This window comes from Protofrankia symbiont of Coriaria ruscifolia (genome assembly GCF_900634745.1).
In the GTDB taxonomy this organism is placed as follows: Bacteria; Actinomycetota; Actinomycetes; order Frankiales; family Frankiaceae; genus Protofrankia; species Protofrankia californiensis.
Genome location: NZ_CAAAFR010000198.1, coordinates 1 through 24,096, shown reverse-complemented (window position 1 = coordinate 24,096; position 24,096 = coordinate 1). Strand labels below are relative to the sequence as shown.

Below are 24,096 nucleotides of genomic sequence, written 5' to 3'. Positions count from 1 at the left end.
CGACCAAGCGCCCATCGCGCGACATAGCAGGTAGTAGTCTCACGACGTTGCCCTGTGGCCGTTTCCAACGTCTACCGTGGCAAATCGACTTTACCTGCGACATGTGGAGGCAACAAAAGCGCGCCGGGGGTTGATCGTCGCAAACCGCGTCGATCAACGTGCGCATACCAAGGCGCGGGGGTCACGGGACAGGGGTCGCGCGACGCCCGCCCAACGGTCTCGACGAACGCCACCCTTGGTGGTCGACTTCTCGCTCTCGGCGCGGACCAGAAGTGGGCGCTGCCCACATATGACTGTCCTGGACGGCCGGGTTCGATCAGCAGACTGAAGCAGGGGGGCGTAAGTGAGTTCCAGCACGGACGATCGGGCAAAGATCGTCAGGTACCTGGAGCGCCAGCTCGTTGGGCCGGTACACGATGACGATGAGGTCCTCACGGAGGACCCGAGCCGCCGCTACCTGACGGGCCTGCTGTATCCGCAACCTGAGGCCACCAGCTATCTCGACCCGCCCGCAGTCGAGCAGGGCGACGAGATCATCGACGAGGCTCCCGGTCAGGTGGGAAACATCGGCGAGGAGGCGGACGACGACCCGCTGACGCTCACCGGCCAGCACAAGCCAAGCTCGGTGGGGCTGAGCTTCGTGACCAGCACCTGGTCGCCGATCGAGGTCGAGGTCGAGGCGGCGCGCTACGTGGGCGGCCGGGAGGCCAAACGCTGGAAGCGCTCCCCGATCACCTATACGGCGACAGTGGCGCCGCCTGCTGGGGAGGGAACACGTCTCACGGCCCGCGAGACGTTTCTCGAAGGGCTGGCGAGCATCGACCTGGTGTGGCGTCGCCGCAACGACGGCGGCGCGATCGTCACCGTCTCGCTCGTCAACCGGGCGAAAGGCGAGACCAAGGCCGAGGAGACGGCCCGCTGCCTGTTCCAGGTGGGCCTGCGCGCGCGGCCCGAGGCCGGAGAGATCCGGCGCTACCCGAGCGCGGTGAACCTCTACGGCGACGACGAGACCGACGAGCTGGAACTCCTCTATCGAACCGTGCCGACCTTCGCCATCGGGCACGGCGCCGCGGCCGCCTGGTCCGGCGACGGCCAGGCGACTCCCGAGTGGGTCCAGACGGCCTTCCTGCCGACCCATATCGTTCCCGGTATCTCCTTCGAGGTTCCCGGTCACGAGCAGATCCTCGATCTTGCCCGCCTCACGGACCTCGATGCCGCCCCAGCACCGGGCCTGGTCAGCGAACTGGACGCGTTCGTGGACAGCTACGAGAGCTGGGCCGAAAGCCTTCGCGCCCGATTGGACAGCGACGTCCCCGCCCACCTGCGCAAGGCAGCGGAGCGGATCGTCGCGCGGATGGACACGACCCGGGAACGGATGCGCCGCGGGGTCCGACTGCTCGAGTCCGACGAGACCGTACGACGAGCCTTCGGGCTCGCGAACCGGGCCATGCACCGCCAGATGGTCCACAGCGGCCCGACGCTCGCGGGCCAGCCCCGCGATCCGTCCGAGGCACCCGAGGTCAACCCCGAGTACCCGACCGGGAAGTACCGGTGGCGCCCGTTCCAGCTGGGCTTCCTCCTGCTCACCCTGGATGGCGCCGCGCACGAGGAGTCCCCGGACCGCGACCTCGTCGACCTGATCTGGTTCCCCACCGGTGGTGGCAAGACCGAGGCCTATCTCGGCCTGACCGCTTTCGTGATCATGCTGAGGCGCCTGCGTGGCGGTGACGAGGCGGGCGGCACCACCGTGATCACGCGGTACACCCTGCGGCTGCTCACCGCCCAGCAGTTCCAGCGCGCCTCGACGCTGATCTGCTCGTGCGAGCTCCTGCGGAGGGACAACGAGAAGGAGCTGGGTACCGAGCCGATCTCGATCGGCCTCTGGGTTGGTGGCGGGAACAGCCCGAACACCTACACGGAGGCACGGCGGCTGCTCCAAAAGATCCAGAAGGGCGAGTCGGTCGAGGAGAGCTTCCAGATCGAGAGCTGCCCCTGGTGCGGTACCCGGGTCACACCCGCGGAAGGTGCCAAGGCGCCTGTCTGGGGCTTACGCCCGACCAACGACGAGTTCGTCGTCTTCTGCCCGAACAGCAGGTGCCCCTTCCACGAGCAGCTGCCGATGTCCTCCGTCGACGAAGATCTCTATGCCAACCCGCCGACGTTCCTCGTCGGCACCGTCGACAAGTTCGCGCGCACGGTCTGGGACGCCCGCTCAGGTGTCTTCTTCGGCTCTGGCGGCCATCCGGGCCCTTCCTTGATCATCCAGGACGAGTTCCACCTCATCTCCGGCCCGCTCGGCACGATCGTCGGGATCTACGAGGCAGCCTTCGACGTGCTGCTCAGGCACAACAAGGCCCGGCCGAAGTTCGTCGCCTCGACGGCCACCATCCGGCGCGCGGAGGAGCAGACCCGCGGGGTCTTCGGCCGTGAGGTCGCGCTCTTCCCGCCCGCGGGTCTGGACGCCGACGACTCGTACTTCGTCCGGACCGACCACGAGGCCCCGGGCCGGCTGTACGCCGGCGTGATGCCACAGGGCCACACACCGTTGACCGCACTGGTCCACCTCTCTGCGGCGCTGCTCCAGGCGCCGGAGGAGGTCGAATTGACGAAGACCGGCCAGGATGCCTACTCGACCCTGGTCGCATACCACAACAGCCTTCGCGAGCTGGGCAAGACGATCACACTTGCCCATGACGACATCCCCGCCCGCATCAAGGTGATCGCCGAGGACAAGGCACGCGTCCGTTCGCTGAGCGACGACGAGGTCGTCGAGCTCACGAGCAACGTCGCCTCCCGCGAGATCCCCCGGGTCCTCGAACGACTGGGCCGGACCATCGACAAACCGCACCCGGTGTCGCTCGCGGCCAGCACGAACATGCTCTCCGTCGGCGTGGACGTCGGCCGCCTCGCGCTGATGGTCGTCGTCGGCCAGCCGAAGACGATCGCCGAGTACATCCAGGCGAGCAGCCGGGTCGGGCGAAGCAAGGACCGCCCGGGCCTCGTCGTCACGCTCTACTCGCCGTCCAAGCCCCGGGACCGCTCGCACTACGAGTCGTTCGCCTCGGACCACTCGACGCTCTACCGGTCCGTCGAGCCGACGTCGGTGACGCCGTTCTCGCTGCCGGCCAGGACGAGGGCGCTGCACGCCGACCTGGTGATCCTTGCCCGGCACGCCCGAGGGTGGAGCGCCGACACCGACGCGGTCCATTTCGATCAGGATGACGCGCTGATGAAGCAGCTCATGGACGAGCTGGAGCGCCGCGCCGGTGAGGCAGACCCCAGCGAGGCCGAGGAACTGGGAAAGCATCTGTGGCAGCTGGCCGCCGACTGGGCGGTCAAGGCCCTGGCGAGCGAGGGCAGCGAGTTCAGCCTCACCTACCAGCCGAACAGGCACCAGCCGGCGGTTCTCCGCCGGTTCGACCAGGCGGGCGACGGCTGGCCGACGCTGGATTCGATGCGCAACGTGGACGTGACCGTCGACATCAGGGTCAGGGGGGCCAAGTGACCGTCCGGAAGGTCCGACGCGCACAGACCGTGAGCCCGCTCGGGGTCGGCGCCATCATCGACCTGGTCGGTGAGTCCTTCGTCGCGGAGGATGCGAGCACGTGGGGTGGGAAGCGTGAGTTCATCACCATGCCTCGGCTTGCCGGCTATCTGAAGGTCAAGGAGCTCAGGACCGCGCCCGCGGGTGGTTCGGTTCCCTACTACCGCTTCCCCCAGTGGCTCTTCTGCCCGGCGTGCCGCCGGATGGAGAGGTGGAGCATCGGGCGGGAGAAGAAGGGAGCGACCCCCCGCTGCGAGAACTGCCGGGCAAAGTCCCAGTTGGTGCCCATGCGGTTCGTCGCCGTCTGCGGCCGGGGACACCTCTCTGACGTCGACTGGCGGCGCTGGGCGCACTCGGCCGCCAAGGCGGGGGAACGCGGTACCTGCAAGGACAGCAAGCTGACCTTCGAGACGAGCGGCGCGGTCGGCGGTGGCCTCGAGTCGACCGAGGTCAAATGCGGAGCCTGCGGCGCGTCCCGTTCTCTCGAGGGCCTGCCGCACAAGGACTCGCTGCGCCGGATCGGGCAGCGCTGCACAGGCCGACAGCCATGGCAGATCGACGCCGACGCCGTGAAGTGCGAGGAGGAGGTCGACGCCGTCCAGCGCGGCGCGTCCAGCGTCTACTTCCCCGAGATCGTCTCGGCGATCGACATCCCGCCGGACTCGAACTGGAGCGTCGTCAACAGCCCGGTCGCAAAGCTGAAGGCCGACGCGAGCTTCCAGTGGGTTCTCAGCAACCCGGGCCACACGTTCGTCCCGACGATGCTCGCCGAGGCAGCGAACACGACAGGTGTGTCTCTCCACGAGGCCGAGATCGCGCTCGCGCAGGTGCTCGGTGACGAGACTCCCACCACGAGCGTCGGCTCGGTCGAGGACATCACCCCTGGCGAATGGCTGGCGCTGACCGGCCCGCCGGAGAACCCGGACCCGCGGGATTTCTTCATCGGGGAGAAGAAGGCGATCGACCCGGCGGCGGTCAGCGGACGTCTCGAGGACGTGGCGAGCCAGCTCGCGCACGTCGCCTACGAGGTCACCCTCGTCAAGCGGCTGCGTGAGGTGCGCGCACTGCGAGGGTTCAAGCGGCACACCAGCAAGCAGATGGTTCCGGCGAACCTTGACGCCTACCCGCAGTTCCTGCCCGCGGTCGAGGTCTTCGGCGAGGGCTTCTTCGTCCGGTTCAACGAGAACGCGCTCGCCTCCTGGGAACGGGGCCTGGCCGTCGTCGGCCGAGGCGACCGGCTGAAGAAGCGTAAGGAACAACACGTCGAGCTTGGCTGGCTGCCGGAACCGACGCCGCGGTTCGTGCTGCTCCACACCTTCGCGCACCTGCTGCTGCGCCAGACGGCGTTCGAGGCCGGGTACTCGTCGTCGTCGCTGCGCGAGCGGCTGTATGTCACCGGGCCGGACGGCAACCCGAAGATGGCGGGCGTTCTGATCTATACCGCCGCGGGTGACACCGAGGGGACGCTGGGTGGGCTGGTCCGGCTCGGCGAGCCCGAGCGGCTGGTTCCGCTCGTGTGCGCGGCGTTGGCCTCCGCTCGCTGGTGCTCGTTCGACCCGGTCTGCGGCGAGTCGTCCGGCCAGGGGCCTGGTGGCCTGTCACTGGCTGCCTGCCACGCCTGCTCGCTGCTCCCGGAGACGAGCTGCGTGGCCTCGAACCGCCTGCTCGACCGCCGACTGGTGATCGACGAGGAGCTCGGCTTCTTCCGGCATGTGCAGGCGGCGATCGAGGGCGTCTACGACAGCAGCTCACTGTGACGGTCACGCACGTCAAGCGCCCCGGCGGGCATGCGACGACCGTGCCGCAGTGCCTGGTCGTCGCGTCGCCCGGGTCGGGCATGGCCAAGGCCGCGAAGCGGGTGGCCGAGAACCTGGCGGGCCCCGGTCGGGCGGTGTCGATCGTCATTTCCAGCAGCCTCCTGGCCGGGCATCTCCGTCGCCTGCTCGAGGCTCCGTGGTTGGGGTGTCAGGTCGTCGCCTTCCACCTCTTCGTCCGCAAGCTCTGGGGACAGCTGTTCCGCAGCCTGCCTCCGGCGTCGGGGCCGTTCGAGTACGACTTCGACGCATGTCTCGAGCGAGTGCTGCGAGACGCCACGCCGGCCCGCCTGCGCCGCAGTGTGATCGTCGTCGATGGCAGCCGGTTCCCGTCGGACTTCTACCGGCTGCTCCGGATCCTGGGCGCCTCCGTGACGGTCCTGGTCGAGGCGGAGGCAGGCGCTGGCATCGCCGAGATCCAGTCGGCGCTCGGGCAGCCGGTCGTGGCCATGCTGCGGGACAACGAGCGGAACACGACCCCGGTCGCAAGCCTGGCCGCACACTTCCGGCAGCAGGCGGGCGGTCACGCTCCCTCGGCCCTCCCGGCCCGGGCCGGCAACCTGCCGGTGCTCTGGCACGACGACTCTCTCGCCGAATCCGCTGACCGGCTGCTCGCCTATCGCGATCAGCATCCCAAGCTCACGGTCGGGGTGCTCCTTCAGCAGATCACCCAGGTCGACGCGGTCTACCAGGCGCTCAGCTGCGGGAAGACGGGGACGATCGAGTTCCAGCACGGCGAGAGCGGAAAGCATCCTGACGGCCGGATCAACCTCACGGTTCCCGGCCTGAAGGTCACGACCTGGATGTCGGCTCGGGGCGTCGAGTTCGGTGCCGTCGTGCTGCCCGAACTGCAGGACATCTCGTTGGACGCCGCGTCCGCATCACTCGCCGGTCAGCTGGAGTACCTGGTCACGCGTAGCCGCGGTGACGTCATCCTCGCCTACTCCGGCGTTGGCGATCCGACGATCGTCCGTGGCCTGCCTCTCGATCTTCTGGACGACCAGCGCGGGAAGCCGGCGGTCGAACGGGACGGAAAGCCAGCGGAGGAGCGCTCCTTCGACGAGGGCGGGGAGTCCGCTGACGCCGAGGACAGAGATGTCGACGACGGATCCGCCCACGATGACGAGGAGTCCGCGCCGAGCGACGACCTCGACGCGCTTGCCAAGGAACTGGTCGACAGCGGTGCCGGGCTCGTCGAACTGCCATTCGACGCCATAGACCTGGCACGTCGCCTGCTACACGAGGACAAGTTCCGTCTCCGGCCGGAGAAGTACATCCTCAGCGCGGCCGAAGAAGTCGGGCTCGCGATGCTCATGCGGCCCGGCAGCCTGCTGCAAAAGGAACTCGGCCACGGGTTCCGGGCCGGCGCCCCGGACGAACCCGCCCGGGCCTTCGACGCCCTGGTCCTGCACAACCAGCGGCTGGTGCACTCGATCGCGCCACGATACCTCGGCCAGGGCCTCGAGCTCGAGGACCTCGCGCAGCACGGAATGCTCGGCCTGATGCGCGCGGTCGAGAAGTTCGACGCCACGAAGGGCTACAAGTTCTCGACCTACGCCACCTGGTGGATCAGGCAGGCGATCACTCGCGCAGTCGCCGACGAGGGCCGGCTCATCCGCCTGCCGGTGCACGTGGCCGAGAAGGTCAACAAGCTCCGGCGCGTCCTGGCCCGGATACAGATTCCGGTCAACAACGTGCCCATCCCGCAGGTGGCGGCCGAGGCAGGCATGTCCGAGCGCGAGGTCACGCAGTACCTCCCGCTGCTGACACAGCCCGTGGTCAGTCTCTACCTGCCGGTCGGGGATGAGAACGGGACGACTTTCGGCGACCTTATCGATCTTCCGTCCTCCGACCCCGACGCGGACGCCGTCGTCGAACGGGCCTGGCTCCGCGAGGCCATCGCGCGGGAGTTCACGGAACTCGGAGACCGGAGCGCCAAGGTCATCAGGCTGCGATTCGGCTTCGACGGTGGCGAACCGATGACTCTCGAGCAGGTGGGCAAGATCTTCGGCGTGACCAGGGAACGCATTCGTCAGATTGAGTCCAAGGCGCTCCCGCAACTGAAGCGGCGGCTGAGGACGGCGGTCCGCGACGATGCCTACGGACCCGGACCAGCACGCACCGTGGCGAAGCCCGCCAATCCCACAGCCGGGCGCCCGTTGCCGACTCGACGCAGGCCCATCTCTGGCGGGGCCACGGCGCCCGTGCATCCAGTTTCGCCACCTGTCATCGCTCCCACCACGGCTCAGACGCCCGATACCCCAGGCCCGTCCACCGAGCTTCCAGTCTCGACCGAGCACGTGCAGGTGCCCGGACCGAGAGCGAAGGAGGAACCGATCCAGCCGACCATCGAGGCGCCCTCGCCCGAACCGGAGGCTTCTTGCGATCCGTTCCTGCTGACTCACCCGGCGACGCAGGACTACGGGACCGAGCGGGTGATGGACGAGGACGGCCTGTCCGTACTCGTCTCGCCCTACGTCCTGCCCTATCCGACCAGGCTCGACGAGGACGACTTCAGCGAGGCCGGAGCGCCGGAGACCTGGCGCCAGGCACAGGGCCTGTATGTCGTGTCCGACGGCTACTTCTGGTCCCTGGGCGGATGGCTCGGCCTGCCCGATCTCGATCTCGATGAGCGCACGGCGCTGGCGCGCCTTGAGATCAAGGTAGGACGAGACCAGCTGGATACGTGGCGGCAGAGCGCGCCACCCGGCCAGCCACTGGGCGTACCCGTCTCGCTACAACCACGTCTCACCACACTTGCGAAGATGACGAGGCGGCAGTCGGCCGATGTGTTCCGACGCCACCAGGAAGCCGCGACGCCCGAGGACGGACGGCAATGAGCACTGATATCACCGAGTTCGTCGCCGAACTCCAGAAGTGGGTGTACGACAAGGCGACCTCCGAGGAGGTCATGCTTCGGGACGCGTTTGTCCAGGTAGTCGCCGAGACCCTCACCGAGGACGGCACACTCGACAACCCGGAGTCCTGCTTCATCCGCAGGGAGTGGAAGAACCGACACCTCGAGGTCGCCGGCTACGACGTCAGCACGGACGGCTCGGTACTCCGGCTGTTGACCGCGCACCACGGCGACACGATCGTCAAGAAGAGCCAGATCGACCAGTTGGTCAAGTTCGCCCTCAACTTCGGCTCGGCCTGCCTGCGGGACTGGCCCTCGACGCTTGAGCGGTCCGCGCAGCGGGACATGGCGGAGCGCATCCGGGACAGCTGGAACGAGTTCGAGAAGGTGCAGGTTATTGCCCTCACCGACGGAACAGTGAGCACGACCGGCACCTGGGCCACCGATCTCACTCTCGGCGACCTGCCGGTGAGCGTCCAGGTCTGGGACCGCACCCGGCTCCACCGGCTCATGACCTCGGGCCGCCAGCAGGAGGAGATCGTCATCGACCTCCTGGAGCTGGGCTACGAGATCCCGTGCCTCGAGGCGCCCAAGCAGCCGGAGGAATACCAGTGCGTGCTGGCGGTGTTACCCGCGCCGCTGATCGCGGAGCTGTACGACCGTTTCCACAGCCGACTGCTGCAGCGGAACGTCCGTGCCTTCCTGCAGGGTCGTACCTCGGTCAACAAGGGGATCGCAGAAACGGTCAAGGAGACTCCGGGGCGTTTCCTCGCCTACAACAACGGAATCTCTGCAACGGCGACAGCCATGGAGTTCGAGACCACCGCCGACGGCCGCCGAGTGATCCGAACGATCCGGGACCTCCAGATCGTGAACGGCGGCCAGACCACGGCGTCGCTGCACGTCGCCTTCAAGGCCGAGGTCCCCGGACTGTCCGACGTCCACGTCGCGACCAAGTTCACCGTCGTCGGCGACCGCATGCTCGACGAACTGGTCCCGAAGATCTCGAGGTACGCCAACTCGCAGAACGCGATCACCGCCGCCGACTTCGAGGGCAACAGCCCGTACCACATCGAGATGGAGAAGCACTCGCGCTCAATCTGGACCCCGGCCGCAGGTGTCGCCGCCAAGCAGACGCATTGGTACTACGAACGTGTGCGCGGCCAGTACGACGTCGACCGCTCACGCCTGACGACGCAGTCCGCGCGTAAGCAGTTCGACGCTGACAACCCGCGGACCCAGAAGATCACGAAGACCGATGCCGCGAAGTACGAGTACGCCTACCGCCAGCAGCCGCACGTCGCGAGCCTCGGCGGGCAGAAGTGCTTCCAGGCATGGTCGACGGTGGGCGAGCCAAGCCGGAACGAGACTCCGAGCGACGCGGAGTTCCGCGATCTGGTCGCCAAGTCGATCCTGTACAACCGAGTACGCAAGCTCGTGCAGCAGCAGGGCTACGGCGGCTACCTCGCCAACATCACCGCGGCGACGATCTCACTGATCGTCAACCGACTGGACGGCGAGATCGACCTCAACCGGATCTGGCGGATGCAGGCCGTTCCGGACTCCCTTGAGAAGGCGGTCCCGCCGCTGGCGTCGAAGGTGCGTGAGGTCATCACGAACCCGCCTGGCAATGGCAACGTCACGGAGTGGTGCAAGAAGGAAGCGAGCTGGCAGGCGGTTCAACAGATCGAGTGGGCGCCGCCGGCCAGCCTGGTGGCCGATCTTGCGGTAACCAGGTCCGATGCCGCCTGAGGTTCGGCACCGGGCCGCAGGGAAGCGGGGCGGCTACGGGGTCAAGCTCGTTCGAGGGCCGTTCGTGCGGCTGGAGCCGCACGCGGACAGTTGCGCGGACGCCGGGGAACTGGCGGCCTACGTCGGGCGCCTGCGCGCTGAGAATCCGCGTCAACTACTCGCGGCCGATCTCTTCTCCGGCGCCGGTGGGCTGAGTCTAGGGCTGGAGCATGCCGGGTTGCAGGTCGTGCTCGGGGTGGATCACGATCCCGAGGCGACCGAGACGCATCGGCATCACTTTGGTGGGCTGACGCTTCAGGAGGATCTCTTCGACCCCGCGAAGGTCGACGCGATCGCCGAACTGATCCGCTCCCTGCGGCTTGAGGTCCTGGTTGGCGGGCCACCCTGCCAGCCGTTCTCCCGGGCCGGCCGGTCGAAGATCCGGCACAGGGTCCGGCTCGGCCTGGCCGAGGCGCATGACCGCCGGCGGGACCTCTGGGAGTCGTTCCTCGCGGTCGTGCGCCAGGTCGAGCCGACCTGCGTGCTCATGGAGAACGTGCCGGACATGGCGCTCGACCGGGAGATGTTCATCTTCCGGACCGTCGTCCACACGTTCGAGGACCTTGGCTACTCGGTCGAGGCACGGCTCGTCGACACGTCCACCTATGGCGTTCCGCAGTTCCGCCAGCGGCTGATCGTCGCGGCGGTCCGTGGCGGTGCGCGCTTCGTCTGGCCGGAGGGCACGCCGGAGCGGGTCCCGCTCTGGAACGCGATCGGCGACCTTCCCGAGGTGGAGGGCGGCTGGCGTCCTGAGGGCGGTGCGGACGGCTGGTCCGTCTACGAGCCGACCGGGCCGCTGACGGCCTTCCAGCAGGCCATGCGTGCGCGGATTCCGCGGGGGCAGCGTAACCGGGTCTACGACCACATCACCAGACCGGTCAGGGACGACGACCGCGCCGTCTTCGAGCTGATGGACTCGACGACGCTGTACTCGGATCTGCCGGACGAGATGAAGCGCTATCGCGACGACATCTTCGACGACAAGTACAAGAAGCTCGACGAGCACAGCTTCTCCCGGACGATCACCGCCCACATTGCCAAGGACGGCTACTGGTACATCCACCCCCGCCAGAGCCGGACGCTGACGATCCGCGAGGCCGCGCGCCTGCAGACCTTCCCCGACCACATCCGGTTCGCGGGCCCGCCGTCGGCCGCGTTCCGGCAGATCGGAAACGCGGTCCCACCGCGCCTCGGCGAACACCTTGGCGGCGCGTTGCTCGCGAGCCTCACGACGGAGCCCGCCGCGCCACGGCCGAGCACAACCGAGCTCGCAGCCCGGTTGACGGCCTGGTTCAACGAGAAGAAGGAAGCAGCGCTGCCGATCCCGTGGCTGGCGGCGCGCACACGCTGGCAGGTGATCGTCGGTGAGATCCTATTCGAGCGGGCGTCCACCGACCAGATCCGGCTGCTGTGGCCGCTTGTCTCGGCGTGGGAGACGCCGGCGGCAACCGTCGAGGCCGCAGGGAGCTTCCTGGAGTCGGCGAGCTGGATCGGTCGGAAGCCACGGGCCGAGCTGCTGCTGGACGTCGCTCGCTGGTTGATCGGGCATCCGGACGTACTCGACGCGCCGGACCCGACCGGCCGGATTCCGCATGTCGCGCCGTCGGTGCTCGACCTGGCGGTTCTCACGGTTCGGACGACCGACGTCGACGGCAGTCCCGAGCCAGTCCTCGGCGGCAGGGGCGTGCTGCGCCTGGCGGCGCGGTACTACGGCAGCGATGTCGACCACCACAACCGGATGTCCGACGGCCGGATGGCGATCGCCCGTCTTGTCGGCGGCCCGGGCACGGCGCGCGAAGCCCACCTGGCCCTGATAGCCCTCACGAACTCGGTCTGTAGACCGTCCGACCCGCTCTGCGACGAGTGCCCTCTCTCCGCCGGCTGCACCATGGCGATGGCGGGGCCCGGTAGGTCAAAGGAGCCTGCCACGCGCCAGACGGCCTGACGCTGAAAGAATCGAGACGTGACAGGCAAGGGCGACGGGACCACGGCTGAGCCGAAGGCGTCAGCCAGACCTGGCTGGGTTCCGACCGAGGCTGGTAGCCACCTGCACGGTCGCAAGGCACAGAACACGAAACCCGAGATCGCGCTGCGCCGGGCGGTTCACGGTCTTGGGCTGCGCTTCCGCGTACATCAGACGATCGCGCCCCGGTGCACGCCTGACTTCGTGCTTTCCCGATGGCGGCTCGCGGTGTTCGTGGACGGCTGCTTCTGGCACGGCTGCCCCGAGCACGGCATGAAGCAGTTCCGCGGCCCGAACGCCGAGCTCTGGCGCGCCAAGATGCAGACCAACTTCGACCGCGACCGCCGCAACGACACGACGCTCACCGCCGCTGGCTGGAAGGTGCTCCGAATCTGGGAGTGCCAGGTGCGGCGGAGCGCGGCGGACGCCGCGCTCCTGGTACTGGACGCGGCTCAGGCGAACAGGCCGACCCTCATGGCGGCTTCCCGCTCGGCCTCGAGCCGGGCAGCCAGTTCCTCGGCATAAACGCAGCCGGCGCCGGCCAGCGGGCAGGCAGCGCAGTTCGGCGAGCCGCCCGGATCGCACACGGTCATCCCCAGGTGTCGGATCGCGGCCATACGAGCCGGTGCCTGCTCGCCTGTCCCGACGAGCCGGGCTAGATCGATACGCCCGTCTGTCAGCAGCTTCTGCTCGTAGGACTCGTTTCCGCGGAACCGAGCAGCGACCCGGACCGCCGTGGCACCGGTGATCAGGACGTCGTAGCCCCGGAGAAGCCTGAAGATCTTCGCCTCGGCGGGCCGTAGCCCGAGAAGCTTCACGAAGGCGGCCGCGTCGTCCGGCAGGTCCTCGTCGACGAGCCGACGCAGCCGCTCCAGCCGCCGGCGGCTGTTGTGCGGGGCGAGGTGCAGACAGGCATCGAGCGTCTTCTCGTCCAGCCGGTCACAGCCACACAACGCCTGGAGAGCGGGCAGGTCGTCCGGCCCGATCGGCTGCGGTCTGGAGAGCAGCGCACAGGCCGCGGCGACAAGCGGTGTCATCGCCGTGCCGGGCACCGCCGTCCAGCAGTCGCTGGCGCCCAGGTCACTGGCCAGCTTCTCCAGACGCTGGTACACGTCCGACCAGCCCGGCTCCACCGCCGGCGTCTGACCAGGCTCGGACGGAGCGACCGCCCGGGCCGCCGCAGCACCCGCCAGCGGCGGTACAGCGTTGCCGATCTGCTTGAACGCGTCGCTGCGGTAGCCCGCGAAGCGAAACCAGTCCGGGAAGGTCTGGATCCGGGCGGCCTCGCGGACCGTCAGCGTCCGCAACTCCTCCGGATGGATATACCAGTAGCCGTCCTTCGCGATGTGCGCGGTGATCGTGCGGCTCTGCTCGTCCCAACCCAGCCGGTTGTACTTGTCGTCGAAGGAGTCGTCCCTGTACCGCTTGAACTCGTCCGGAAGATCCTTGTAGAGGGTGTCCGAGTCCATGAGCGCGAACGCCTGGCGGTCGTCCTCGCGGACCGGCCGCGTGAAGTGGTCGTGGACGGACCCCTCGGTCGCGCCCCGCCGCATCTCGCGGGCGAACTCGCTGAGGTTGGCGCCCTCGGCGTAGGGCAGTTCCCGGGAGCCGGTGCCCTCGCCCAGCCGGGGCAGATCCGCGATGGCGTCGTAAATGGTCACCTGGGCCTCGGCGTCCTCCGGCCAGGTGAACCCAGCGCCATCACGCCGGGCCAGGACGATCAGCCGGCGACGATGCTGCGGAACCCGGTACCGCCATGTCTCCATGATCCGAACCTGGGTGCGATAGCCAGACTGCTCCAGATCGCCGACGATGCGCCGAACCGTCTGGAAATCATCCGCCAGCCCCATGTCGGGGACGTTCTCCATCAGTACCGCGCGGGGGCGCAGTTCGAGGACCAGCGCGAGGTATGCGCGCCAGAGCTCGCGACGTGGGTCGAAGCGGTCGCGTGCTCCCTGGTCGACCAGACTGCGGATCTTGCTCGAACCGGCTCTGCTGTATGGCTGGCAGGGCGGACCGCCGGCTACCAGGTCGATCTCGAGTCCGGCCAGGGACGCCATCAGGCTGTCCCTTGCGTCGGGATCCGCCAGGTCGAGCTGCAGCGCGCGACCGCGGAAGTTGGCCCGATGGGTCTCGATGGCGCGCTGGTCGTGGTCGACAGCGACGACGACCGTCCAGCCCGCCTGCTCCAGGCCGAGGCTCAGTCCACCAGCGCCGCTGAACAGGTCGACAGCCAGACGCTGGCCACGGGCCGTCGCGTGGCACCAGTCTGCGAACTCCTCGTCCGAGGGGCTCCCCTCATGTGGAGGGAGCCGCAGCAGATCGCTGCGCTCCAGCTGGACGCCGTAGGTTGCCACTGCCCGCTTCCCCCATCGCGCGTTCCGACCGGTCCGTCGCAGCCAGTTCGGCCATCGACGCCCGGTAGTAGTTAACAACCGTCGGCCGGGGCCGATGTCGGGACATGCTGTGCCGTTGCTTGGCGTCACCACCTGTGCCGCAGGCTGGTGGAGTCGCCTGAGGGGCCGCACCCCACCGCGTCGAACGCGTGTTCTAGCCGCAGGATCCGACAATCCGAGGCGTCCCACCATCAAGATCCTGCCAACCGCCATCGCCGCAGGTCAGCGTCTGCCGCACCCGCCGCTCCCCTACGCCAGCCGCAGCACAAGGATTAAGACAAATTTATCATGTCCGGCGCGGCCACCTGCACCAGCCGGATCGCATGTGGGAACCTGGCCAACGCCTGCATTGGGCAGGGGCAAGGAGGATCAGGTGACGGGCCGCAGGACGTACGAGGTGACTCCATCCGCGGCGCGGCTGACCCGGTCCCTGCGGGACATCGGCTACGACTTCCCGACCGCCGTGGCGGACCTCGTGGACAACAGCATCTCGGCCCGAGCCAGCCACATCCAAGTGATCATTGAGTTCGACGGCACCGACTCGCGGGTCTTCATCGCCGACGACGGCCACGGTATGAGCGAGAACGCGCTGGTCGAGGCGCTGCGCTTCGGGTCTCGCAGGGACTACAACGCGGGCGATCTCGGCCGGTACGGCCTTGGGCTGAAGACCGCCTCACTGTCGCAGGGCCGGTCCGTCACCGTCACGACCCGTCGCAGCGCGTCGGCCGACCGTGTATTCGTCCGCGAACTCAACCTCGACCTCATCGAGGAGCTCGACGAGTGGCTCGTCATCGCGCCGAAGCCGGACAAGGACATTGCGCGGGCCCGCGAGATCCTCGGTGACAGCACCGGCACGGTCGTCCTCTGGCGGCTGTTGGACCGTGTGCTACCCGAGAAGCGGCCCGAAGGCGGCTGGGCGCGTCGCCGTATTGACAACTACGCTCGCAAGACCGCCGAGCATCTCGCCGTCGTCTTCCACCGGTTCCTTGAGGGCCTGCCCGACGCACGGAAGATCACGATCTCCGTGAACGGCGAGAAGGTGCGCCAGTGGAACCCGTTCGCGGTGGACGAGGAGCACTGCCGCGAGCTGACGGCCGAGCAGTTCGAAATCAATGTCGGCGAGACCTCGGGTACCGCGCGGCTACGGCGCTTCGTCCTGCCGGCACGGACGCAGTTCTCGTCGCCGGAGGAGTTCGAGCGTCTTTCCGGCCCGCTGAACTGGAACCGTCAGCAGGGGCTCTACGTGTACCGGGCCGACCGCCTCGTCCAGTGGGGTGGTTGGGCCGGGATCCGCGGGATCGACGAGCACACCAAGCTCGCCCGAGCCTCCCTCGACTTCGACACGTCCCTGGACTCTGTGTTCAATATCAACGTGTCGAAGATGCGGGTCTCGATGCCCCCGCAACTGCGCCAGATGATCGAGGCTTCCTTAAACGAGCTTTGCCTGGCAGCCAACGCTGCCTACCGCCGTGCCTCGGCTCGCGGGAACATGCCGCTGCATCTCGGCGCAGACCAGACCGCCAGCGCCCCAAGCACGGACCTGGCTCTCGCGGGCTTGGCGCTGCGCTCGGCGGCCATGCAGGCGGGCCAGTACGACGCACTCCAGTCCATCTTCACGATCATCCGTCGCGACGCCCCCGAAATCGCAGCCGCTCTGGGGCTCGCCAGCTGAGTCGCGTACCTGTTCGCTCTACGTACAGCGACCGGTCCGCGCATACAGGGGTCGTCAGGCAGGCCGGGGTGGCGACTGTCTGCTCGGTGAGAAAAATCCCGGATTGGACGGATGGAGCTGCGCGCTCCGTTTTTGGATGCGGTAGGAAACGGTGTCGTGACTGCGGCGACCGGTTGCTGGCGGGCTGATCGACGTGGTAGCGGGAGATGGCGTTGGCGATCTCGCCGCGTTTTCGGCGGGTGAGCGACAGAGCGACGTACCCCATGCCGGTCGCACAGTTCAACGAACGTTCCAGACAGGTGGACTGTACCTGAAGCAGGGCCTTGAAGGCCGCGCCGACGGCCGGCGTCAGTTTCAACGCCTCGGCACCGTGCTTCTCGGCTATCTCGCGGTTGAACCGTAGCCACAGCGCGAAAGCAAGCAGTACTGTGACGGGCCCGACGGCAATAGCGCAAACGATGGAAGCAGATGAAAGACTCATGATCGGGCACCCCCAGCGAGTCGGTGAAATGATCTTTCGTCGATCGCTGGGTGCCGGTATCCCTGCTTCCCGACGTCCCTACCCCAGTGCCTCCCGGCAGTGCGGTCTTCAGTTATCAAGTTGTCGGTGTTGGACGGCAGGGCATCCTGGTCAGAGCGTCATAGCATCGATGCTCGCACGCTCGAAGAGGTGTCCCGGTAAAGGGCCGGCCGGATTCCTGGCGCTGCCCGGCTCCTGTGACTACGGCCGACGGGTGGTTCACTGCACAGATCGCACGCCCGTTGTCGCGGGGGTCCGGGGGAGTGGACGGGTGATAACTCCTGATGTCGGTGTGCCGACGTATGACCAGCTGCTCTGGCCGGCGGTCAGCGCGTTGCGGGAGCTTGGTGGGTCCGGCACGATCGCGGAGATCGACGAACGGGTCTTCGAGCAGGAGGGGTTCACTCCGGAGCAGCGGGGCCAGCTGCATGGGGACGGGCCGCGGACCGAGATCGAGTATCGGCTGGCGTGGGCGCGGACTCATCTGAAGATGATGGGTCTGGTGGATAACAGCAGCCGTGGTGTGTGGACGCTGCTGGAAGCGGGATGGTCCGTCGACGAAACGGACATCCCCGCGATGAACCTTGAGGTCAGACGCGCTTTGAGCGCCGCGCGGGCGAAGAGGACACCTACACCGGCCGGCGTGGGAGCGGATCCCGCCGACGGTGTCGCCGAACCGGCAGCGGTCGGTCGTGAGGCCGTCTACGCCGCCGCCCGGCAGGTGCTGGAGCGTGGGTTCGGGACGGACGATTCGGTGTTCACGCCGGGACGGGCGGTGTGGACGCGGGAGAACGCCGAGGATCTGGCGTTCCGGCTGGAGCGCCCGCCCCCCGACGCGTCCGGCACGTTCCTGGAGAAGCTGCGCGCCGAGCTGGCCGGTGCCCGGGACGAGGTGGTGCAGCTCGCCGCGGAGATCCTGTTCCTGCACTATCTACCGGCGTCCGACATCAAGGGGTCGACGAAACGGGTTGGGCTGCGGGGCGTTCTCGCCGCGGCCTCCCGGCCGGTCACCCTTCCTGCCGGGCTCGACGCCGTGCTCGATGAGGGTTTCATGCGGGTCGGGGTGGCGTTCAAGACCTACCGGGCTCAGCAGGTGACCTGGCTGGCCCAGGTCGTCGCCCATGTGAAAGCCCAGCCGCAGGCGGTGGTGCGCACCGCGCTGGGTGATCCGTGGGAGTTTCGGGCTCTGGTCGACGCGGTACCGACGACAACCGCGGCCGGGCAGCGGCGGACGCTGCTGCGGCTGGCGTTCCCCGGGGTGTTCCTCGACAGCCTGCGCGCCGACCATCTGCGTGCCATCGTCGACACCTTCGCCGACGAGGTGGACGTACTCACCGGCGACGACGAGCGGGATTTCGCCGCGATCCGGGCGGTGTTGGAGGCCCGGGAGGGGCCGATCAACTTTCTGCGCCCGCCGTGGGTTCAGGTGTGGGGCCGGGACGCGTCCACGGCCGAGCCGGGGGCCGCGGCCTACCGTCCCGGCTGGCTGGTGCGTGGGGCGAACGTATTCGGACGCAATCTCGTCCCGGAATGGCTGCGGGATGGCTACTGCTCAATCACGCTGCCTGACTATCCGCGGGTGGAGGTGGGGCTGTCCCGCAACGCGCTGGCGGGGATCGTCCGGACGGTGGAGCCGGAGCTGAGCCCGGCGCAGGAGAAGACGCGGGTCGCGCTGCTCGACCGGTTCCTCACCCGGATGAAGCTCGGGGATCTGGTGGTGACGGTCAACGAGTCCCGGGTGCATGTCGGTGTCCTCGCCGGCGAGGTGACGTGGGTGGCCGGTGTCGAGGCCACGCCCGCGCATCACTGGCGTGCCGTCCACTGGCTGGACCTGGACACCGGGGCGCTGCACCGGTCCGACCTGTCCGACACCGCCCAGGACCGGCTGTCGGGACAGGCGGTTGTCGTCGAGCTGGGGGAGGTTGCCCGGGAGATCGCCGACCTGGTGGGGCTCGACGAGATCGACACCGCAGGCGCGGTGGACACCACCGGTCCGTTCATTGATGCGGGTGCGGATGTCATCCCGGCCGAGCTGGCGGTGGCTGATGTGGTGCCGCGGCCGACCACGGTTGTGGTAGAGACCCCGCCGTTGGAGGACCTGCCGGTGCCGACGGTGGAGCTGGCCGGGCGGCTACTGGTCGATCACGACTGGCTGGTGGAGACGGTGGAGCTGTTGAGGATCGAGTCGTGCCCGCTCCCAGGAAGTACCCCGACGAGCTTCGTGAACGTTCGGTTCGTCTCGTGTTGCAGATACGCCGCAAGTAGCCGACAGAAGCGCAGCATGCGATATCAACGGTCGCGAAGCGGCGTGTCAATTTTTGTCCGTTGCTGCTTGCCGTTACGGTTTTCGATGATTGCGATCATCTCTGGTGCTGCCATGGTGCTGCCGAACGGACTGAATCAGGCCAAACCGTGACGGTACGGAGAAACGCTGATCAAGGTTGTGGATCTGCTCTGACCAGCTGAGATAACACGACGTGACGGTAAATGGCATGTTGCAACATCGCGGGGGCAGCGCTCATAATCCGTCGGTCGTGGGTTCGAGTCCCACCCGCCCCACGCGCTGGTTTCGGCTGCTCGCTGATCTGCGATCAGCTTCGCCACCAGCCGTTATGTCTGCCCGGGGGGCGACCCCCGGACCCCCGCTGCCGGGCTTCGCCCGGCAATTTTGATCAGGGCTGGCAGCCACGTTGGCAGCCAAAGTGTCATGTCGCGCTCTGGTCTTCTTCGTCGGGCTTTCGGTCGTCTGCCTGGTCGTCGTTCGTCGGGTCGCCGTTGTCGGGTTCGTCGGCGGTCGGCTTGTCGTCGGAGCCCCACAGCGCCTCGCCCATGCGTGCCGCCGCGTCGGTGCGCAGTTCGGGCGCTACGTGGCTGTAGGTCCCGAGCGTCAGGCTGATCTGTGAGTGGCCGAGGATTTCCATGGCGACCCGGGCGGGCACACCCTGGGCGAGCAGGAGGCTCGCCGCGGTGTGGCGGGCGTCGTGCAGGCGTGCGGCAGCCACACCGGCAGCCTTGGCGAGGGCTTTCCATTCCCGCCAGTCCGCCGCCGGGTCGATCGGACGCCCGTCCGGCCGGGTGAACACGAGCCCGTGTTCGTTGTTCCAGAGATCCCCGGCGGTGTCCTGCTCGGCATCCTGGTGTTTGCGGTGGGTGCGAAGGACCGTGACCAGGGGAGGGGGGAGGGTGATCGTGCGTCGGCCGGCGCGGCTCTTGGGCCGGACGATGACGAAGCCGCCGTCGTGCCGTTTCGGGCAGTTCCCGCCCCGCTTGCGTCCTCACGGGTCGTCGGCGCAGCCGTGTTGCCAGGGCCGGCGTTGCAGCGCCTGTCGGACGGTCAACGTCCCGGCGTCCAGGTCGACCGCGTCCCATGGCAGGCCGAGCGCTTCGCCCTGGCGCAGCCCGATTGCCAGCGCCACCGACCAGCGCGCCTCGTTGGGCCGGGTGGCCGCGAGGGTGAGCACCTGCCGCGCCTGTCCGGCGGCCAACGGCTGTACTTCGTCCCGGTGGACGGACGGCGCGTCGACGAGGGTGCAGACGTTCCGGGTGACCTTGCCCCGCTGGACGGCGACCTTGAGTGCCCGGCTCAGGATGCGGAAGCACTGCAGCACGGTTGCCGCCGCCAGGCCAGCGGCGAGGAGTTCGTTTCGCCATGCTTCGACGTGTTCGGGTTCGAGCCGGTCGAGGCGGTGCCGTCCGAGAACCGGAATGATCCGGTTCCGTACGTACCCGTGGTAGCCCGCGAGAGTGGACGGCCGGACCCGTCCCGGCGCGATGTGGTCGACCCAGTGCGTCAGCCACTGCTCAACGGTGAGCGGCTTGTCACCGATGACGATTTTCACGCCGTCTTCCTGCTGGCGGTGGAGGGCGCGGAGTTTGTCCGCGACCTCGGCGCGGGTACGGCCCGACAGGTACTTGCGTTGCCGTTTCCCGCCGACCCATCCGAGATCCACCGTGGCACGCCAACGGCCGTCAGAACCCTTGTAAATGGCGCCCTCGCCGTGGCCTCTACGCCGCTTCTTCGCCATCAGGCACCGTCCAACGGGTTGCCGTCCGGCCAGGCGATCCGGTCGCACCACGGGCAGCCGTACCGGCTGTCGCCCATGTCGCAGGCGAACACCTCATGCCCGGTCGAGTCCTCGAACCAGCGGCCCTGACCACGGTTGGCACGGTCGAGATGCTCATGCAGAGCTGCGACCACGGACACCGTCCGCGGTCCGTCGTCGGGTTCAGGCAGCACGAAAGATCACTCCTTGCCAAAAAATGAAACGGAGAGGAAAAGGAGGCGGGAGAAGCACCGGAAAACGCCGCGTACTCACATCGTGTGGCACGGGTGTCCCGCTCCTCTGGAGCGCGGGAGGGTCTGCCGGGGAACCGGCCGCGTCCAGGGCGCTGCGCGTCACTGCGTGATCGGCTTCGCCGACCCTGGACCCGTCCGGCTCCCCGGCAGGTCAAGCGCCTACCAGAGGAACAGGAAAGAAATGGAGGAAAGAACCGCGCGGGTCAGCGCATCGCCGGGATGACTGGCGGGTTCCCGATTCCCGTTGGCAGCAGCGCCGGTGTGCCGGGGATGATTCGGAAGATCAGGGTGATGTCGACGTCGCCGAAGGATTCGGTGAACACGGTGTCCACCGGTACTGTGCCGAGCGCCGAGCTCACGTCGGCCGGGTCGGCGCCCGGCCGGACGGTGACCGCGTAGTCGCCGGAGCGGGACCGTCGAACGGTCACGAACGCCGGTTGGTCGGACGGGGTGCGCCACGGGCCGTGGGCAGGCGGAATGATGGGCATCGGGTCTCGCTCCCTTGGTGTGAAGGGTCGGGATCAAGGTCCCGGTGTGGTGTTGGCGCACCCACCGGGACCGCCTGACGGACTGGACGGTCGTCCAGTCGATGGCGACGGTACGCGCCTTCTGGACGGTCGTCCAGTAGTGTCGGGTTATGTCGGATCACCTCATGGGCGCGGCGGAGATCGCGAAACGGCTCGGGGTGGGCCGCACGCGGGTGAACCAGTTGTTGAAGGAAGACCCGACCTTCCCGAAGCCGGCTGCCACACTGGCTGCCGGTCACATCTGGAACACCGAAGATGTGGAAGCCTGGATTGCCGAACACCGGCCGTCTGATGGCCGGACCTGACCGCGATCACGCTGCTGCCTCCCCGCCGGAGAGCCCGCGGAGCCGATCGACATAGGCGACGAGCGCCGTCCGCGGTATGCGCCGTGCCCGCCCGATGCGGACGGATTCGATCTGTTCGGTGTTGAGGAGTTCGTAGACGGTGGTGCGGCTGACGCCGAGCAGTTCGGCCGCTTCCGTGGTCGTGAGAAGAAGCTTGTGCACGGTCGCTCTCCGGTGATCGTCGGGGTAGGGCTCAGGCCGCGCCGGGCATGCCCGGATCGATTGCCGAAACCGCTCCGGGATGTCCGCGGGCCGCCCTTGCCGCGTCGAGTTCGGCGCGCCAGCGGTGCCGGTCGGCGACCGCGCGCAGCAGCAGGTGTTCCCGGCGAGGGGTGGCCGGATCACCGGGGCGGAGAAGCTGCCAGACCACACGGTCGGACGAGCCGCCCACGGGGTCGCTGTCGCCGGTGTGGCCGAGCACGGCGAGCTGTTGCCGGACCCAGGTTTTCCGATCTTCTTTGTGGTCGGCGAGGGTCTTGTCGGACCACTTCCGGGAGACCAGCACGCGGCGTCCGCCGAAGCCGAGGGTTTCCCGCCGGTGGACCTTGCCCTTGCAAAGTCCGGGCACCAGCCCGGCCCGCGGCTTCTTCGGCTGCACCCCGTAGAGCAGCCAGTTCGCGCAGCCCGGCGAGCACGGTTCGTAGCGCAGCGCGTCGGCGAGCCGGTCCACATGCGCCCGCTGCGCGTCGGTGTCCACCGCGTGGCAGGCGTCCAACGACTTGGTCAGATACTTCGTCAGGTAGCCGATCAACCGGCCGGTGTTGGCGTTGTTCGCGGTCACCCCATCGGCGCGGACCTGGACGCCGAAGCGGACCACGTGGGCGGGTTCGGCATCGTCACCGAGCGCGTCCAGCGCCTCATCCCAACTCGGTAGCGCAGCCCCCGAGTCCGGGTCGTGGTAGCTGCCGGTCTGCTCATCCCAGACGGGCAGCCGATCGATGCTGTAGACAGCCCGGTCACAGGCGGGCCACCACACCTGGTGGTAGGTGGCCGCCGCCACCTGCCGCAGCAGCACCCGCGGGATCGTCCCGCGTATCGCCGCGTGCAGGTGCGGAGCCAGGCGCCGTTGTGGCTCCAGACAGGCGAAGTACTGCACGTCCCAGCCGACCGCCCGGCGCAGGTTCTGCCAGAACCGGTCGACGAGCTTGGGGAAGTGGATCGCGTCGCGGGCCGCCTGCCGGTAGTCGTACGACGTCGGGTCCACCGGGGTGCCGTCGCTGTTCACCCGGCCGTAGCTGTCGCAGGTCAACGTCAGGAACATCGACGGCCGCCACACCGTGCCGTCCGCGGCGGTGAACGTCCGCCCGACGGTGCGCTGGTCAACCGGCAGCCGGGGCAGGTCGGGGGCGTCCTGGCGCCGCCGGGTGGATCGGGTCCGCCGGGGCCGGTCCCGGGTGTCCGGCGCGGTCTTCCCACGCACGCCGAGATCGTTCAACGCCGCGTCCACCTGGGAGATCAGATCGTCTACCTCGGTGATCTGCTCCACGTCGTGGCCGGTAGCGGCGTCGGTGCGGACGGCTTCGAGATCCGCCCGTAGCTGGACGAGGGTTTTCGCCTCGTCGCCAGGCGGGTCCGGGTCAGGCAACGGTTCATCATCGAGATGCCAGCCGGCCTTGCACTGCGCCATCCGCAGTTTCCGCGCCCGTTCTGCGCACGGCGGGCATTTCGATGCCAGGGTGGCTCCGCACGGCATGGGAAGCACGGCTGTTTCCCCGGTGTGGGTATCAACCCGGCGTATCGCCAGCGGGCGAATGCACACTCCATTCTCCGTCGCAACGGCTTCGATGACGTGACGGGCCAGTGGAAAACGCATGCGTTCCGCCCGGGTGGTGTTCATCGTCCGCACAACGTCTGTCACCGGTCCAGAATGCCCGTTCCCATACCCGTGTACGGATCACCGGAATCGTCTGATGTCCATGGACGTCCACCGGTGTCCGTAGTCGTCCGCTGGTGTCCACTGCTTACCAGCATTCACGGAAAAGAATCTTCACAGAATTGTTTGCGGGTTGTCCTGCGGTGTGTGGGGGTGGTTGCCGAAACATCCTGCCCTGGCGGCTGCTGGTGGGGTGTGTCAGCCGTCCGCCGGCCGGGTGTTGGGCAGCAGGGGGCAGGGGTAGGTGGTGCTGGGGTGATCGTCGGGGAGCCAGAGGGTGTGGGTGCAGCGGGTGGGGGTGATCTGCCAGGTCTGGCGGTTGCGGGGGTCGTCGATCTGGACGGGCAGGCGGATGCCGGTCTGGCTGGTCTGGGCGTGCGCCCAGGCGTGGCAGGCGGTCCAGGCGTCCGGGTCGAAGGGGCTGAGCAGCGTCCCGTCGCCGTCGAGGACGAGGAGCGGGCCGAGTCCCAGCGGGGTCGGGGTGTCGTCGCCGGGCAG

Annotated in this window: 16 protein-coding genes and 1 pseudogene; 9 read left to right on the top strand and 8 right to left on the bottom strand. The window is 68.1% G+C overall.

Annotated elements, in window-relative coordinates:
• Positions 1–343 precede the first annotated feature (343 nt).
• From CV1CTNOD_RS22825 to CV1CTNOD_RS22800, 6 genes are read left to right on the top strand one after another with little or no spacing between them, the layout of a single operon-like run.
• Entirely contained in the window at positions 344–3,505 is a 3,162-nt protein-coding gene (locus tag CV1CTNOD_RS22825) for a helicase (RefSeq protein WP_131788008.1), read from the top strand.
• On the top strand, positions 3,502–5,301 hold the full coding sequence (gene drmB, locus CV1CTNOD_RS22820) for a DUF1998 domain-containing protein (protein ID WP_131788007.1): 1,800 nt from the start codon (positions 3,502–3,504) through the stop codon (positions 5,299–5,301). Before CV1CTNOD_RS22825 ends, drmB begins: the two co-directional genes overlap by 4 nt.
• The gene (locus tag CV1CTNOD_RS22815; protein WP_242606944.1) at positions 5,298–8,198 is read left to right on the top strand and encodes a sigma-70 family RNA polymerase sigma factor; all 2,901 of its coding nucleotides are present in this window, start codon (positions 5,298–5,300) and stop codon (positions 8,196–8,198) included. The genes drmB and CV1CTNOD_RS22815 overlap by 4 nt, the downstream gene beginning before the upstream one ends.
• Positions 8,195–9,967, top strand: a complete 1,773-nt coding sequence (locus CV1CTNOD_RS22810; RefSeq protein ID WP_131788006.1) for an AIPR family protein — start codon at positions 8,195–8,197, stop codon at positions 9,965–9,967. Before CV1CTNOD_RS22815 ends, CV1CTNOD_RS22810 begins: the two co-directional genes overlap by 4 nt.
• Complete coding sequence (dcm, locus tag CV1CTNOD_RS22805; RefSeq protein WP_131788005.1) at positions 9,957–11,951, top strand: DNA cytosine methyltransferase; 1,995 nt, start codon at positions 9,957–9,959, stop codon at positions 11,949–11,951. The genes CV1CTNOD_RS22810 and dcm overlap by 11 nt, the downstream gene beginning before the upstream one ends.
• A gap of 18 nt (positions 11,952–11,969) precedes the next feature.
• A complete protein-coding gene (locus tag CV1CTNOD_RS22800; RefSeq protein WP_207386624.1) occupies positions 11,970–12,494 on the top strand; it encodes a very short patch repair endonuclease in 525 nt (174 codons plus the stop codon).
• Here CV1CTNOD_RS22800 and CV1CTNOD_RS22795 read toward each other — a convergent pair.
• Complete coding sequence (locus CV1CTNOD_RS22795) at positions 12,422–14,326, bottom strand: DNA cytosine methyltransferase (RefSeq protein ID WP_242606943.1); 1,905 nt, start codon at positions 14,324–14,326, stop codon at positions 12,422–12,424. The two genes, CV1CTNOD_RS22800 and CV1CTNOD_RS22795, sit on opposite strands and share 73 nt — an antisense overlap.
• 412 nt (positions 14,327–14,738) lie before the next feature.
• Here CV1CTNOD_RS22795 and CV1CTNOD_RS22790 point away from each other — a divergent pair, with 412 nt between their 5' ends.
• Positions 14,739–16,037 carry an ATP-binding protein gene (locus CV1CTNOD_RS22790; protein ID WP_131788003.1) on the top strand — a complete coding sequence of 433 codons (1,299 nt, stop codon included), beginning with the start codon at positions 14,739–14,741 and terminating at the stop codon, positions 16,035–16,037.
• A gap of 791 nt (positions 16,038–16,828) precedes the next feature.
• Entirely contained in the window at positions 16,829–18,973 is a 2,145-nt protein-coding gene (locus CV1CTNOD_RS22785; protein WP_165485683.1) for a winged helix-turn-helix domain-containing protein, read from the top strand.
• A gap of 289 nt (positions 18,974–19,262) precedes the next feature.
• On the opposite strand, the gene CV1CTNOD_RS27120 is transcribed toward CV1CTNOD_RS22785, so the two are convergent.
• The 4 genes from CV1CTNOD_RS27120 to CV1CTNOD_RS22770 all read right to left on the bottom strand — a co-directional run bounded on the left by CV1CTNOD_RS27120 (position 19,263) and on the right by CV1CTNOD_RS22770 (position 21,342).
• Entirely contained in the window at positions 19,263–19,745 is a 483-nt protein-coding gene (locus tag CV1CTNOD_RS27120) for a tyrosine-type recombinase/integrase (RefSeq protein WP_242606950.1), read from the bottom strand.
• Positions 19,746–19,832: 87 nt separating this feature from the next.
• On the bottom strand, positions 19,833–20,582 hold the full coding sequence (locus CV1CTNOD_RS27115) for a site-specific integrase (protein ID WP_242606942.1): 750 nt from the start codon (positions 20,580–20,582) through the stop codon (positions 19,833–19,835).
• On the bottom strand, positions 20,582–20,791 hold the full coding sequence (locus tag CV1CTNOD_RS22775) for a hypothetical protein (protein WP_131788023.1): 210 nt from the start codon (positions 20,789–20,791) through the stop codon (positions 20,582–20,584). The genes CV1CTNOD_RS27115 and CV1CTNOD_RS22775 overlap by 1 nt, the downstream gene beginning before the upstream one ends.
• 266 nt (positions 20,792–21,057) lie before the next feature.
• Positions 21,058–21,342, bottom strand: coding sequence for a hypothetical protein (locus tag CV1CTNOD_RS22770; RefSeq protein WP_131788001.1), 285 nt, complete (start codon positions 21,340–21,342; stop codon positions 21,058–21,060).
• Positions 21,343–21,506: 164 nt separating this feature from the next.
• On the opposite strand from CV1CTNOD_RS22770, the gene CV1CTNOD_RS22765 reads away from it, so the two are divergent.
• Positions 21,507–21,686, top strand: coding sequence for a helix-turn-helix transcriptional regulator (locus tag CV1CTNOD_RS22765; RefSeq protein WP_131788000.1), 180 nt, complete (start codon positions 21,507–21,509; stop codon positions 21,684–21,686).
• A 6-nt stretch (positions 21,687–21,692) separates the two neighbouring features.
• Here CV1CTNOD_RS22765 and CV1CTNOD_RS22760 read toward each other — a convergent pair whose 3' ends face one another.
• From CV1CTNOD_RS22760 to CV1CTNOD_RS22750, 3 genes and pseudogenes are all read right to left on the bottom strand, one after another.
• The gene (locus tag CV1CTNOD_RS22760) at positions 21,693–21,887 is read right to left on the bottom strand and encodes a helix-turn-helix domain-containing protein (protein WP_131787999.1); all 195 of its coding nucleotides are present in this window, start codon (positions 21,885–21,887) and stop codon (positions 21,693–21,695) included.
• A 31-nt stretch (positions 21,888–21,918) separates the two neighbouring features.
• Complete coding sequence (locus tag CV1CTNOD_RS22755) at positions 21,919–23,562, bottom strand: replication initiator (RefSeq protein ID WP_347402975.1); 1,644 nt, start codon at positions 23,560–23,562, stop codon at positions 21,919–21,921.
• 234 nt (positions 23,563–23,796) lie between these two features.
• Positions 23,797–24,096: pseudogene (locus CV1CTNOD_RS22750) on the bottom strand (hypothetical protein); the annotation flags it as partial.